Origin of the sequence: Streptomyces sp. NPDC086519, from assembly GCF_040686075.1 — a bacterium.
In the GTDB taxonomy this organism is placed as follows: Bacteria; Actinomycetota; Actinomycetes; order Streptomycetales; family Streptomycetaceae; genus Streptomyces; species Streptomyces shenzhenensis.
This window is the reverse complement of sequence record NZ_JBFBJL010000061.1, coordinates 41,440-55,460: the sequence shown is the minus strand read 5'-3', so window position 1 is coordinate 55,460 and position 14,021 is coordinate 41,440. Positions and strand designations below refer to the sequence as shown.

Genomic DNA, 14,021 nt, shown 5'->3' with positions numbered 1-14,021 from the left:
CAGCGGGATGACGTCGAACCAGTCGCCGCCGACCGCCTTTGCGGGGAGGTAACGGGACGCGACCTCCACGGCGTTCTGTTCGGGCAGCGTGTGGGCGACGGGCAGGTACACCGGCTGCCACATGGCGGACCTGACCCGCTTCTCGACGGAGTCGTCGACGGTCGTGCCGGCCACCCCGTCGGCGGCCGCGGCCCGGGCCACCGCCACGGCGACCGCCACCGAGGTCTCGCGCAACTGGTCGGTGAGGGGCAGGATCGGCGCGCCGGGGCCGTCGGCGTCCGTCTGCCCGGCGACGGCGTGCGCGGCGACGACCAGCATGCCGTCGGTGATCCGGGTGGCCCGGGCGACGATCGCGCCGAGGCCCAGGCCGGGGAAGACCAGCGCGTTGTTGGCCTGCCCGATCAGGTACCTGACCCCGTCCTGCTCGACCGGCCGGAACGGGCTGCCGGTGGCGATCAGGGCGCGACCGTCGGTCCACGCCAGCAGGTCGGCGGGGACCGCCTCGGCCAGGTCCGTCGGGTTGGACATCGGCAGGATGATCGGGCGCTCGGCGTGGGCGGCCATCGCACGGACGATCTCCTCGGTGAAGGAGCCGCCCTGTCCGGAGGTGCCGATCAGCACCGTCGGCCGGACCCGCGCGACGACCTCGGCCAGTGCGATGCCGCCCACCGTCTCGTCCCGCTGCCAGCCGGCGACCTCGGCGGCCGGGCGGGCGTAGCGGACCTGGAAGTCGCGCAGGTCCCGCTGCCCCTCGGTGAGCAGGCCGTGGCGGTCGACGCCGAAGATGCGGGCGGTGGCCTGCTCGGCGGTCAGCCCGTCGGCGACCATGGCGTCCCGCAACTGGTCGGCGACGCCGATGCCGGCGGTGCCCGCGCCGAAGACCACGACCCGGTGGTCGCGCAGCGGGACCCCGCTGGCCTTCACTCCGGAGAGCACGGCGGCGAGGTTGACGGCGCCGGTGCCCTGGATGTCGTCGTTGAAGGTGAACTCGGTCGGGCGGTAACGCTCCAGGATGCGGCGGGCGTTGGCGGGACCGAAGTCCTCCCAGTGCAGCAGGGCGTTCGGGAAGAGCCGGCGGGCGGTGGTGACGTAGGCGTCGATGAAGGCGTCGTACGTCTCCCGGTCCACGCGCGGGTGCCGGTTGCCGAGGTAGAGCGGGTTGTCGAGGAGCTCCTGACGGTTGGTGCCCACGTCCAGCATGACCGCCAGGGTGCGGTCCGGGTCGATGCCGGCGGCGGCGGTGTAGACGGCGAGCTTGCCCACCGAGATGTCGATGCCGCCCACGCCCCAGTCGCCGATGCCGAGGATCGCCTCGCCGTCCGTGGCGACGATCAGGTCCACGTCGTCCGGTCCGAGGCCGGCGGCCGCGAGCGCGCCCTCGATCTCCTCCGGGGCGTGCACCGACAGGTACACACCGGCCGGGCGCCGGTACTCGTTGCTGTAGCGCTGGATCGCCTTGCCGACGGTCGGGGTGTAGACGATGGGCAGCATCTCGTCGAGGTGGTCGCAGAGCAGGCGGTAGAAGAGCACCTCGTTGCGGTCGTGCAGCGCGGTGAGGTTGACGTTCTTGGCCAGGTCGGTCGGCTGCGCCGCGTACTGCTGGTACGCCCGCTCGGCCTGCTGTTCCAGGGTCAGCACGGCCGGCGGCACCAGGCCCACCAGGCCCAGCATCCGCCGTTCCTCGGGAGTGAAGGCGGTGCCCCGGTTGAGGCGGGGCTGGGAGAGCACGGCACGGCCGCGGGCGGTGGTCTGGATGCGCCTTCCGGCGGCATTCCACTTGGTCGTCATGTTCGGCTCCTTGCCGTTTCCGTATCGCTTCCAGGATCGCGTCCGGGCCGCTCCCAGTCGCTTCCGGCCGGCTGCGGGCCGCTTTGAGGTGCTTCCTGACCGGACGCGTGACGCCTGCGACCCTTGGCCGACGGGCATGCGTGCGTCCAATGGCTGGAGACCTGGAAACCAGGAGACCTGGAAACCAGGAGACCTGGAAAGCTGGAAAGAGGATGATCCATCAGCTGCGCGCATGAGTCCCGCGACACCTGGCTGTTTCACGGATTCCCGGTGGTGTATCAGGACTCCTCTGCGGCCCGCGTCGCCGTCACCCTCCTGCCGCCGTCGCCGTCGCCGTCGCCCGGCGCGCCTCAGGCCGCCGGCCGGATCAGTCCCGACTCGTAGGCGAAGGTCACCGCCTGCACCCGGGCCCGGGCGCCGATCTTCGTGAGGACGTTGCTGACATGGGTCTTCACGGTGGTCGGGGCGATGGACAGCCACTGCGCGATCTCGGCGTTGGTCCAGCCGGCCGCCACGGCGATGAGGACGTCGCGCTCGCGGCCGGTGAGGGCGCCGGGCCCCGAGGCGCGGGGGAGGGGGCGGACGGTGTGCTGCTGGCGGACGGCGTCGATGAGCGCGCGGGTCAGCCCGGGCGTGATGACGGCGTCGCCGGCCGCGACCACCCGGATGGCCGCGGTCAGTTCGGCCGGGTCGGCGTCGTTGAGCAGGAAGCCGCCGGCACCCGCTCGCAGGGCCGCCCAGGCGTCCGCCTCCCGCTCGGCCGCGGTCAGCATCAGGACCCGGGAGGCGGCCGCCGCCTCGCCGCTGAAGCCGGGAGCGGGAGCGGGGGCGGGGGCGGGGGCGGGGGTGCGGGTCCGGGCGGCCGGGCGGGCGATGCGCCGGATGGTGTCGAGGGCGTCCGCCCCGGACAGTCCGCTGTCCATGAGGACGACGTCGGGGCGGAGCGCGGCGCTCGCACGGATCGCCTCGTCCCCGTCCGCCGCCTCCCCGACGACCGTCAGGCCGGGCTCGGCGGTGAGGAGCATACGCAGGGCGAGGCGTTGGAGGGATTGGTCGTTGACGACGAGTACGGAGACCATGCCTGTCTTCTCCATGCGAGGTCCGTTCCGTGAACGAAACAGTTTCGTTCACATGCTACGCCTGGAACCGCCGCGCCGGGAGAGGGGGGCGACCCGACGTCCATGAGGACCACACCGGGCCGCGGTTCGGCGGCGAGCCGCACGGCCTGCGCGCCGTGGTCAAGGTCCCGCGTGGTCGTGGCCGGGCGGTGGAGCGGGACCGGGACATCTGGGCGCCGGCCTACTTGAGGGCGGCGCGTGCGATTCGCTCGGCGACCGGGTTCGTGTCCTCGCCCTTCGCGTCGGTGGCGTTGACGGAGTAGACGAGGGTTCGGCTCAGGTCCCGGGTGCCGGCGATGACGGCGCTGTAGCCGTACCGGGAGCCCGACTTGACCCAGTACACCCGGCCCTCGTACGCGAAGCGCTGAAGCCCGGCGCTGTAGGTGGCGCCCTCGATGCCCGCCGGTACCGTGAACATCTCCTCCAGCAGCGGTCCCGGCGGCACGATCCGTCCCCGGAAGAGGGAGGTGAGCAGCCGCTCCAGATCGGCTGTCGTGGAGATCATGTCGCCTGCCGCGAACCGGTCCGTCTGGTTCCACTCGGTGACGTCCACGAACTCCGTCGTCCCGTCGGCCTTCGTCACCTTCTGGTAGCCGTGGTTGTGCGGGCCGCTGATCCGCGGGTCGGTGCCGGGGAAACAGGTGTCCCGCATCCCGGCCGGGCGGAGGACCAGCCGCTCGGCCACCGAGGCGTACGACCGCCCGGTCACCTTCTCGATCAGCAGCCCGAGCACGGTGTAGTTGATGTTGAGGTAGTCCTGCTGCGTCCCCGGCGCGAACTCGGGTCCCTTTGCCACCGCCGACCGCACGACCTGCTCCGGGGTGAGCGTGTCGAAGCGGTGTGCGTACTGCGCCTCGAAGGAGTCGCCCCAGCCGTCGCCCGCCCGGATGCCGCTGGTGTGGTTCAGCAACTCCCTTACGGAGATGGGTCGGAAGGCCCGGGTGAACAGGCCCGGGAGGTAGTGCTGGACGGGCGTGTCGAGGTCGACGCGGTGCTGTGCCGCCAGTTTCAGCACGACCGCCGCCGTCACCACCTTGGTCGTCGAACCGGCCCGGAAACGGGCGTCCGGGTCCGCCGCCCGGCCGCTCGCCAGGTCGTGCACGCCCGCGCTGCCCCGCCAGGCGCCGTCGGTGCCGCCCACCCGGACCAGCGCGGCGGTGGCGTCCGCGTCCGGCAGTCCGGCGATCGCGGCACGCAGCGCCTCGGCGTCCGGGCCGACATAGGCCGGTACAGCGGCGGGGGTGGCAGCTGGGGCTGGGGTCGGGGCTGCGGCGAAGGCGGGCGCGGCCAGCGGCCCGGCGGCGAGGGCCAAGGCGAGGGAGGCGGCGAGGGCGGTGCTCCGGGGGTGGGCACGCATGCGTGAGCTCCAGAGGAGGGGAGGGGAAGGGACCCGGACATCCTCCGGGGACACGGCGGCCGGCCGGATCGTCGGCGAGGAGGGCGTGCGCCCCTGAGGTGTCCCCCAGCAACTACCGCTGAACACAGGGGATTTGACGGGGATCATCCCTAGGGGCCGACTGCCGGCGGGCGGTGTTGGATCTCCGGGCTCAGCAGATGCGGGAGAACGAGTACCACTGCTCCTGCTGCGTGGACGGCCGCGTGACGTTTCGCGGTGCACGAGCGGGGGCCGACCACGGGGTGCGCGTCTTCCCGTCGTCATGGGACGCGGTGGAGAAGGACGTGCTGTACGGGCCTGCGCAGGGGTCGATTCGGCAGGGGCTGGTGCGGGACGACGGGACGGACTCGGCGCCCGGGCCGCGGTGCGTGACGCGGAAGACGCCGAGTGATCCGGCGACGGTGCCTCAGAAGCCGGTCGCGACGCCACGCACGGCGTTGAGCGCGTCCACCCTGTTGGTGGTGATCGAGTCGACGCCCAGGTCCAGCAGACGGCGCAACGAGCGCCGGGTGTCCGGGGTCCAGCACGAGACGAGACAGCCACTGCGGTGGACGTGTTCGGCCAGTGCGCGGTCGAGCAGGGTGAAGCGGTAGTTGAGGTAGCGGGGGCGGATCGCTTCCAGGAGCGCGGGGCGGGTCGGCGCCAGGGTCGTGCGGGTCAGCGCGATCTCGGCGGACCGGTCGGCCGCCCGGACCGCCAGCATCGCGACGGCGTCCCCCGTGTAGTAGACGCGGTCCGTCGCGTCGCACTCCCGGGCCACCGCCACGATCCTCGCCACCGCCCGCTCGCTCGGGTCCCCGGGCAGGTCGATCATCACCCGGCTGCCCTCGGTCGCCGCCAGCGCCTCGGCGAGGGTCGGGACACCGCCCGCGGTGAGGCCGCGCACCTCGTCCGCCGACAGGGCGCTCAGCGGGCGGTCGTGTTCCCACAACCGCTTGAGGGTGCCGTCGTGGAGGAGGACGGGAACGCCGTCGCGGGTGAGCCGGACGTCGATCTCCACCGCGTCCGCGCCCCGGCGGAGCGCGGAACGCAGGGAGTCGAGGGTGTTCTCGCGGAAGCGATAGGGGTCGCCGCGGTGGGCCACGGCGGTCACGGTCTGCATGAGCCCATGGTCTCAGGGCTCCGCGGGGGCCGTCAGGGGGCGAGCCACGCCTTCGTGTACGCGTCGATCTCGGCCGAGATCCTCGTCTTGCCCGACAGGTCCAGGAAGGACGCCTCCACCGCGTTCTTCGCGAGGTCCGCGAGGCCGCGCTCGTCGAGGCCGAGGAGGCGGGCGGCGACGGCGTACTCGTTGTTGAGGTCGGTGCCGAACATCGGCGGGTCGTCGGAGTTGACCGTGACCAGGACACCGGCGTCCACGAAGTCCTTGATCGGGTGCTCTTCGAGGGTGCGGACCGCGCGGGTGGCGATGTTGGAGGTCGGGCACACCTCCAGCGCGATGCGGTGCTCGGCGAGGTGGGCGAGCAGCTCCGGGTCCTGCGCGGAGCTGGTGCCGTGCCCGATCCGCTCGGCGCGCAGGTGGGTCAGCGCGTCCCAGACCGTGCCGGGGCCGGTGGTCTCGCCCGCGTGCGGAACGGAGCGCAGGCCGGCCGCGATCGCCTGGTCGAAGTACGGCTTGAACTGCGGCCGGGGCACCCCGATCTCGGGGCCGCCGAGACCGAAGGAGACCAGGCCCTCCGGGCGGATCCGGTCGTCGGTCGCCAGCCGTGCCGTCTCCTCGGCGGACTCCAGACCCGCCTCGCCGGGGATGTCGAAGCACCAGCGCAGCACGGTGCCGAACTCGGCCTCCGCCGCCTTGCGCGCGTCCTCGATCGCGTCCATGAACGCCCGCGCGTCGATGCCGCGCCGGGTGGACGAGAACGGGGTGATCGTCAGTTCGGCGTAGCGCACCTGCTGGCGGGCCAGATCGCGGGCCACCTCGTAGGTGAGCAGCCGTACGTCCTCGGGCGTGCGGATCAGGTCGACCACCGACAGGTAGACCTCGATGAAGTGGGCGAAGTCCGTGAACGTGAAGTAGTCGGCCAGCGCCTCGGGGTCGGTCGGGACCTTGGAGTCGGGGTGCCGGGCGGCCAGTTCCGACACGATGCGCGGGGAGGCGGAGCCGACGTGGTGGACGTGCAGTTCGGCCTTGGGCAGTCCGGCGATGAAGGCGTGCACGTCGCGCAGCGCGGCGGGGTCGGTGTGGCGGTCGGTCAAGGGTTCCTCCCCGGAACGGCGCGGGCCGCCTGCGGCGGGGTACGGCCGCGGGGCCCTGCGCGGTGATCGGCTGATCGGTGATCCGGGGTCATCGTAGGCCGGGCCGGGGGCCGGTGTGGGGCCGGGCCGTAACATGACGGCGGCATGCGCGCGGGAGAGGGGACATCGCGAGATGGCTGACGAGGCGCCGAAGGCTCCGAAGGTACGGCTGGACAAGGGGGAGGGCGCCGGGGCGCAGGAGCCGGGGCCGGTGTCGGTGCCGCCGGGGGTTCACGACGAGCGGACGGCCGCGGCGATACCGGGGCCGGACGCCTCCGCGACCACGCCGCCGCAGGGCTGGGCCAACCCCTTCGCGGCGCCCTCCCCGCCGCGGCCGGCCCCGCGGACGAACCCCTTCGCGGCACCGGATCCCGCCGCGCCGTCGCCCAACCCCTACGCCCCTCCCGCGGCGCAGCAGCCGCCCAGTGCGGCGGTGCCGCCACCGCCGATCGCCCCGAACGGGCCGGGGCCCCTCCCGTACGGCCATCCCGGCGCCCCTGGTCCCGGCGGCGCTCCGGTGCCGGGGTACGGCTATCCCGGCCAGCCGCTTCCGCCGTACCCGGGCGGGCCCGGGGGCTACGGCGGCTGGCCCGGGATGCAGCCGATGCCCGACAACGGGCTGGGGACGGCCGCCATGGTGACGGGGATCATCAGTGCGGTCGGGTTCTGCCTGGCGCCGGTCGCGCTGGTGATGGGGGTGCTGGCGATCGTGCTCGGATCGATCGGGCGGGCCCGGGTCACCCGAGGTCAGGCCACGAACGGCGGGCAGGCGCTGGCCGGGATCATCTGCGGGTCGGCGGGGCTGGTGCTCGCCGGTGCGTTCATCACCTTGATCGTGGTGGCGGGAAGCCAGGGGACCCCCTAGCGGCCGTTGTCCGGCTGCCGATGGCGGGGCTGCTCGCGCCCACGCGGCGGAGCCGCATGTCGACAGCCCCGCGCCCCTCGGGGGCAGGGCCGGTTCCGTCGGGCTGAATCCACGCGCCTCTCTCAGGCGGAACCGGTCCCCTTGGCCGCCAGGCGCTCCCGCGCCTCCATCAACGCGAACCCCAGCAGGTTCAGCCCCCTCCACCTGCCCGGATCCGCCGCCCCCGCGTCCGTCGCCGTCAGGCCGATGCCCCATATCCGGTCCACCGGGCTCGCCTCCACCAGGACCCGGTCGCCGGTGCCCAGCAGGAAGTCCCGCAGCCCGGTGTCGGCGGCGAACTTGTGCACGCTGCCCTCGGTCACGAGCCCGAAGCGCTCCCGCCGCCATGTCTCCTCGTCGAAGCCGCGGACCAGCCGGCCCGCCTTCTTCGCCTCCGCGGGGTGCTTCGCCGCCAGGACCGCGCGCTCCGCCTCCGCGTCCCCGAAGAGCCGGGCCTTCCCCGCCATCATCCAGTGCTCGGCGGTCGCGTACTCCACACCGTCGACCACGAAGCGCGACGGCCACCACTGGCTCAGGCAGCTCGCCGACACCCGCCCGTCCGGCCTCGGCCGGTGTCCCCAGAAGTGCAGGTACCTGATCCTGGCCCCCGCCTGGACCGCCCTCATCAGGGCCTCCGCAGAATCGATCTCCGCCATGCACGCCAGTCTGGCAGGCACCACTGACACTCCGTCCTGCCTTTTCGGTGTCGGCTCGACACCTGGTTGACAGATTCCGTCGCTTAACCAAAAGGCAACAACGGAATCACTTGTTGCACTCCTTCTGCTCTGTCAGGATCGGCAGTCAAATCCAGCTGGAGCTACGCCACCCGCCCCTCGGGGCGGGGTGACGGCGGAGGAGAAGCGACATGGACAACCCGGGCACAGCCACCCCGGAGACCTTCCCCGCGCAGGAGCGGCTCGCCGGCGGCGCGCAGTACATCGCGGGACGGTTCGCCAAGGGCACGTCGGGCCGTACCCACGCCGTCGTCGACCCGGCCACCGGCATGGACGTGTACACGTACGAGCTGGCCGGTACCGAGGACGTCGACCGGGCCGTCGCCGCCGCCCGGGACGCCTTCCCCGGCTGGGCCGCCACCACCCCCGGCGAGCGGTCCGACGCGCTGCACCGGTTCGCCGCCGTGCTCGCCGACCGCGCCGAGGAATTCGCCCGTGCCGAGTCCCTCCAGTGCGGCAAGCCGCTGAAGCTCACGCGCGAGTTCGACGTACCGGGGACCATCGACAACACCGCGTTCTTCGCGGGGGCGGCCCGGCATCTGCAGGGGCAGGCCGCCGCCGAGTACTCCGGTGACCACACGTCGTACATCCGCCGGGAGCCGATCGGTGTCGTCGGGTCGATCGCGCCCTGGAACTATCCGCTCCAGATGGCCGCCTGGAAGATCCTCCCGGCGATCGCCGCCGGCAACACCATCGTGCTGAAGCCGGCCGAGCTGACCCCGCTCACCTCGCTTCTCTTCGCCGAGGCGGCCACCCTCGCCGGTATCCCCGACGGGGTCGTCAACGTCGTCACCGGGACGGGGAAGGAGGCCGGTGAGCACCTCGTCGGGCACCCCGACGTCGCCATGACCTCCTTCACCGGCTCCACCGGTGTCGGCAAGCGGGTCGCCGAGGTCGCGACCGCGACCGTCAAGCGGCTGCACCTGGAGCTCGGCGGCAAGGCTCCCTTCGTGGTGTTCGACGACGCCGACCTGGAGGCGGCCGTGCACGGGGCCGTGGCCGGGGCGCTCATCAACACCGGGCAGGACTGCACCGCCGCCACGCGCGCTTACGTGCAGCGGCCGCTCTACGAGGCCTTCGTGGAGCGGACGGCGGCGCTGATGGAGACCGTGCGGCTCGGGGATCCGTTCGCTCCCGGTACCGACCTCGGGCCGCTGATCTCGCACACCCAGCGGGACCGGGTCGCCGGGTTCGTGGAGCGGGCGCGCGGCTACGCGCGCGTGGTGACCGGCGGTGAGGCGCCGCAGGGGGAGCTGAAGAGCGGCGCCTACTACCGGCCCACCCTGATCGCCGACGCGCCGCAGGACAGCGAGATCGTCCAGTCCGAGATCTTCGGTCCGGTGCTGGTCGTCCTGCCGTTCGACAGTGATGATGAGGGCATCCGGCTGGCCAACGACACCCCCTACGGTCTGGCCGCCTCGGCGTGGACCACCGGCGTCTACCGGGCGAACCGGGCGACCCGCGAGATCAAGGCGGGGTGCGTGTGGGTCAACGACCACATTCCGATCATCAGCGAGATGCCGCACGGCGGCTACAAGGCGTCCGGCTTCGGCAAGGACATGTCGGTGTATTCGTTCGAGGAGTACACCCAGGTCAAGCACGTTATGTTCGACAATACGGCGGTGTCGCGGAAGGACTGGCACCGCACGATCTTCGGGGACCGATAGTCACCTCTTCGGCCGTTCGTCACGGCCCCCTTCCCGAAAGGGCAGCAAGCGTATGAGGCAGTACGAGCCCGACCGCCCGACCCCGGTCGAAGTGGCCGCCATGCGGCGCAGTCTCCGCTCCGGCCGGGCCGCCCTGGCCCGCCGGTCGTTCCTGGGCGGCGCGCTCGCGGTGGGCGGCGTCGGGGCGCTGAGCGCCTGCGGCATCCCCGCGGCCGGCAAGTCCCAGGGCGGGGTCTCCGCCGACGACCACTCGGCCACGGAGAAGGTCGTCAACTTCTCCAACTGGCCGGAGTACATCGACGTCGACGACAGCGGGAAGAACCATCCCACCCTGGACGCGTTCCGCAAGCGGACCGGCATCACGGTCAAGTACACCGAGGACATCAACGACAACGACGAGTTCTTCGGCAAGATCCAGCCGCAGCTCGCCGCCGGCCAGGACACCGGCCGGGACCTGATCGTCCTCACCGACTGGCTGGCCGCCCGCATGATCCGGCTCGGCTACGTCCAGAAGCTGGACGCGTCGAACCTGCCGCACGCCTTCGCCAACCTGTCGGACCAGTTCCGCAGCCCCGACTGGGACCCGGGCCGGGCGTACTCCTACCCCTGGCAGGGCATCTCGACGGTCGTCGCCTTCAACAAGAAGGCGCTGAACGGCGTCGAGGTGAAGTCGGTCTCCGACCTGCTCGACAACCCCGCCCTCAAGGGCCGGGTCGGCCTGCTGACCGAGATGCGCGACACCATCGGCATGACCATGCTCGACATGGGCATCGACCCCGCGAAGTTCACCAACGACAACTACGACTCGGTCATCGCCCGCCTGCAGAAGGCCGTCGACAAGGGCCAGATCCGCCGCTTCACCGGCAACGACTACACCTCGGACCTCAGCAAGGGCGACCTGGCCGCCTGTGTCGCCTGGGCCGGTGACATCGTCCAGCTCCAGGCGGACAACCCGGACGTCTCCTACGTCATCCCGGCCAGCGGCTACATGACGTCGACCGACAACATGCTGATCCCGAACAAGGCGCGCCACAAGACGAACGCCGAGCGGCTCATCGACTACTACTACGAGCCCGGGCCGGCCGCCGAACTCGCCGCGTACATCAACTACGTGAGCCCGGTCGCGGACGTGAAGCCGTACCTTGCCAAGATCGACAAGTCGGCGGCCGGCAACCCGCTGATCGTTCCCGACAAGGCCATGCAGGCCAGGTCCCACGCCTTCCGCTCGCTGAGCTCGAAGGAAGAGACGGCCTACCAGCAGAAGTTCGCGAAGCTCACAGGGGCGTGACGACACCATGACGACAGACAGCAGCGGCGACGTCCGCCTCACCGGCATCGGCAAGACCTACGACAACGGCTTCACCGCCGTCCAGCCCATGGACCTGACCGTGCCGCAGGGCTCCTTCTTCGCCCTCCTCGGCGCCTCCGGCTGCGGCAAGACCACCACCCTGCGCATGATCGCGGGGCTGGAGGAGCCGACCAGCGGCACCGTGCACCTCGGCGACCAGGACGTGACCCATCTGCCGCCGTACAAGAGGCCGGTGAACACGGTCTTCCAGTCGTACGCCCTCTTCCCGCACCTCGACATCTTCGAGAACGTCGCCTTCGGTCTGCGCCGGCGCGGCATCAAGAGCGTGAAGAAGCAGGTCGAGGACATGCTGGAGCTGGTCCAGCTCGGCGAGCAGGCGCGCAAGAAACCGCACCAGCTCTCCGGCGGCCAGCAGCAGCGGGTCGCGGTGGCACGGGCACTCATCAACCACCCCAAGGTGCTCCTCCTGGACGAGCCGCTCGGCGCCCTCGACCTCAAGCTGCGCCGTCAGATGCAGCTGGAGCTCAAGCGGATCCAGACCGAGGTCGGCATCACCTTCATCCACGTCACGCACGACCAGGAGGAGGCCATGACCATGGCCGACACGGTCGCCGTGATGAACGCGGGGCGCGTCGAGCAGCTCGGCTCGCCGGCCGATCTCTACGAGAACCCGAACACCACCTTCGTGGCCAACTTCCTCGGCACCTCGAACCTGATCGAGGCCGAGGTCGACACGAAGAACGGGGACGACATCGTCCTGAAGGCCGGCGGCGGGAAGCTGGTGCTGCCCGAGGCACGATGTTCGGCGCCGACCACGACCGGCGGCAAGGTGCTGGTCGGGATCCGGCCCGAGAAGATCTCCCTCAGCCACGCGGACGACGCGGGATCGGTGCCCGAGGGCCGCAACCGGATCACCGGCAAGGTCGTCGACGCCAGTTTCATCGGTGTCTCCACGCAGTACGTCATCGACAGCCCGGTCTGCGACGAATTCGCGGTGTACGTGCAGAACGTCGAACGCGACGGCCGGCTCGTGCCGGGCGCCGACGTCGTCCTGCACTGGAGCCCGGCCCACACCTTCGGCCTCGACGCCGCCCAGGACATCGACGCCGGCACCGAGGAGGAGGCCGCCTGATGGCCACGCTCTCCGAGGCGCCCCCGCCCCTGGCGCCCGCCGAACCCGAGACGGCGAAGCCCCCGCGCAAGCGCGGCAGGTGGACTCCCTACTGGCTGCTGCTGCCCGGCATCCTCTGGCTGGTCGTCTTCTTCGCCCTGCCGATGATCTACCAGGCGTCCACGTCCGTCCAGACGGGCTCCCTGGAAGAGGGCTACAAGGTCACCTGGCACTTCGCGACCTACTGGGACGCGCTGAGCGAGTACTGGCCGCAGTTCCTCAGGTCCGTCTTCTACGCGGCCGCCGCGACGGTGCTGTGTCTGCTGCTCGGCTACCCGCTGGCGTACCTGATCGCCTTCCGCGCCGGACGCTGGCGGAACCTGATCATGATCCTGGTGATCGCGCCGTTCTTCACCAGCTTCCTGATCCGCACCCTGGCCTGGAAGACGATCCTGGCCGACAACAGCCCGGTCGTGCACGCCCTGAACTCGCTGCACATACTGAGCCTCACGGACTTCCTCGGCTGGACGGCGGGCGACCGGGTGCTGGCCACACCGCTCGCCGTCGTCTGCGGTCTGACGTACAACTTCCTGCCGTTCATGATCCTGCCGCTCTACACCTCGCTGGAGCGGATCGACGGACGGCTGCACGAGGCCGCCGGCGACCTGTACGCCAAGCCGTGGACGACGTTCCGGAAGGTCACCTTCCCGCTGTCGATGCCGGGCGTGGTCTCCGGCACGCTGCTGACCTTCATCCCGGCGGCCGGTGACTACGTCAACGCCGAACTCCTCGGCTCGACCGACACCCGCATGATCGGAAACGTGATCCAGACGCAGTTCCTGCGGATTCTCGACTATCCGACAGCGGCCGCGCTCTCCTTCATCCTCATGGCCGCGATCCTCGCCATGGTCACCATCTACATTCGCCGGTCCGGGACGGAGGATCTGGTCTAAATGCCCTTCGTCAACTGGCTCAAGAAGAATCTCGTCGTCATCGCGGGACTGCTGACCCTCGGATATCTTCTCCTTCCGAACGTCATCGTCACGGTGTTCTCCTTCAACAAACCGAAGGGGCGCTTCAACTACGAATGGCAGCAGTTCTCGCTCGACGCCTGGAAGCAGCCGTGCGGCGTCGCCGACATGTGCGGCTCGCTCTCCATCAGCCTCCGGATCGCCGCCCTGGCGACGATCGGCGCCACCGTGCTCGGCACGATGATCGCCTTCGCGCTGGTCCGCTACCGGTTCCGCGCCCGCGGTGCCGTCAACTCGCTGATCTTCCTGCCGATGGCGATGCCCGAGGTCGTCATGGCGGCCTCGCTGCTCACCCTGTTCCTCAACATGGGCGCGCAGCTCGGCTTCTACACCATCCTGATCGCCCACATCATGTTCTGCCTCAGCTTCGTCGTCACCGCGGTCAAGGCGCGCGTGATGTCGATGGACCCGCGCCTGGAGGAAGCCGCCCGGGACCTGTACGCCGGACCGGCGCAGACGTTCCTCAGGGTCACCCTCCCCATCGCGGCCCCCGGAATCGCGGCGGGCGCGCTGCTCTCCTTCGCGCTCTCCTTCGACGATTTCATCATCACCAATTTCAACGCGGGCTCCACCGTCACCTTCCCCATGTTCGTCTGGGGTTCGGCACAGCGCGGCACCCCCGTCCAGATCAATGTCATCGGTACGGCCATGTTCCTGGTCGCCGTGCTGTTCGTCCTGACCTCGATGCTCATCACCAACCGCCGCACCAGGCAAAAGGCATAACCCCA

The 14,021-nt window shown here is 70.9% G+C and carries 12 protein-coding genes; 6 read left to right on the top strand and 6 right to left on the bottom strand.

All coding sequences use genetic code 11. The features are described from left to right. From AB0P24_RS38115 to AB0P24_RS38095, 5 genes are all read right to left on the bottom strand, one after another. A partial coding sequence (locus AB0P24_RS38115; protein WP_365802256.1) for an NAD-dependent malic enzyme occupies positions 1 to 1,788 on the bottom strand: 1,788 nt, incomplete at its 3' end. A gap of 350 nt (positions 1,789 to 2,138) precedes the next feature. Continuing rightward, entirely contained in the window at positions 2,139 to 2,867 is a 729-nt protein-coding gene (locus tag AB0P24_RS38110) for a response regulator transcription factor (RefSeq protein WP_365802260.1), read from the bottom strand. Positions 2,868 to 3,087: 220 nt separating this feature from the next. Further along, positions 3,088 to 4,263, bottom strand: coding sequence for a serine hydrolase domain-containing protein (locus AB0P24_RS38105; protein WP_365802255.1), 1,176 nt, complete (start codon positions 4,261 to 4,263; stop codon positions 3,088 to 3,090). A gap of 445 nt (positions 4,264 to 4,708) precedes the next feature. Further along, the gene (locus tag AB0P24_RS38100) at positions 4,709 to 5,404 is read right to left on the bottom strand and encodes a glycerophosphodiester phosphodiesterase (protein WP_365802253.1); all 696 of its coding nucleotides are present in this window, start codon (positions 5,402 to 5,404) and stop codon (positions 4,709 to 4,711) included. A 32-nt stretch (positions 5,405 to 5,436) separates the two neighbouring features. Next, positions 5,437 to 6,633, bottom strand: a complete 1,197-nt coding sequence (locus AB0P24_RS38095; RefSeq protein WP_365802251.1) for an adenosine deaminase — start codon at positions 6,631 to 6,633, stop codon at positions 5,437 to 5,439. Positions 6,634 to 6,670: 37 nt separating this feature from the next. On the opposite strand from AB0P24_RS38095, the gene AB0P24_RS38090 reads away from it, so the two are divergent. Then, positions 6,671 to 7,402, top strand: a complete 732-nt coding sequence (locus AB0P24_RS38090) for a DUF4190 domain-containing protein (RefSeq protein WP_365802249.1) — start codon at positions 6,671 to 6,673, stop codon at positions 7,400 to 7,402. A 122-nt stretch (positions 7,403 to 7,524) separates the two neighbouring features. Here the strand turns inward: AB0P24_RS38090 and AB0P24_RS38085 are convergent, their stop codons facing one another. Further along, on the bottom strand, positions 7,525 to 8,097 hold the full coding sequence (locus tag AB0P24_RS38085; RefSeq protein ID WP_365802247.1) for an NADAR family protein: 573 nt from the start codon (positions 8,095 to 8,097) through the stop codon (positions 7,525 to 7,527). Positions 8,098 to 8,306: 209 nt separating this feature from the next. Here AB0P24_RS38085 and AB0P24_RS38080 point away from each other — a divergent pair, with 209 nt between their 5' ends. From AB0P24_RS38080 to AB0P24_RS38060, 5 genes are read left to right on the top strand one after another with little or no spacing between them, the layout of a single operon-like run. Then, complete coding sequence (locus AB0P24_RS38080; RefSeq protein ID WP_365802245.1) at positions 8,307 to 9,842, top strand: gamma-aminobutyraldehyde dehydrogenase; 1,536 nt, start codon at positions 8,307 to 8,309, stop codon at positions 9,840 to 9,842. Between the two features lie 52 nt (positions 9,843 to 9,894). Continuing rightward, positions 9,895 to 11,130, top strand: coding sequence for a spermidine/putrescine ABC transporter substrate-binding protein (locus AB0P24_RS38075; protein ID WP_365802243.1), 1,236 nt, complete (start codon positions 9,895 to 9,897; stop codon positions 11,128 to 11,130). A gap of 7 nt (positions 11,131 to 11,137) precedes the next feature. Next, a complete protein-coding gene (locus AB0P24_RS38070; RefSeq protein ID WP_365802241.1) occupies positions 11,138 to 12,283 on the top strand; it encodes an ABC transporter ATP-binding protein in 1,146 nt (381 codons plus the stop codon). Beyond that, positions 12,283 to 13,215, top strand: a complete 933-nt coding sequence (locus AB0P24_RS38065; protein ID WP_365802239.1) for an ABC transporter permease — start codon at positions 12,283 to 12,285, stop codon at positions 13,213 to 13,215. Before AB0P24_RS38070 ends, AB0P24_RS38065 begins: the two co-directional genes overlap by 1 nt. Further along, a complete protein-coding gene (locus AB0P24_RS38060; protein WP_365802237.1) occupies positions 13,216 to 14,016 on the top strand; it encodes an ABC transporter permease in 801 nt (266 codons plus the stop codon). It abuts the gene before it with no gap. Positions 14,017 to 14,021 lie beyond the last annotated feature (5 nt).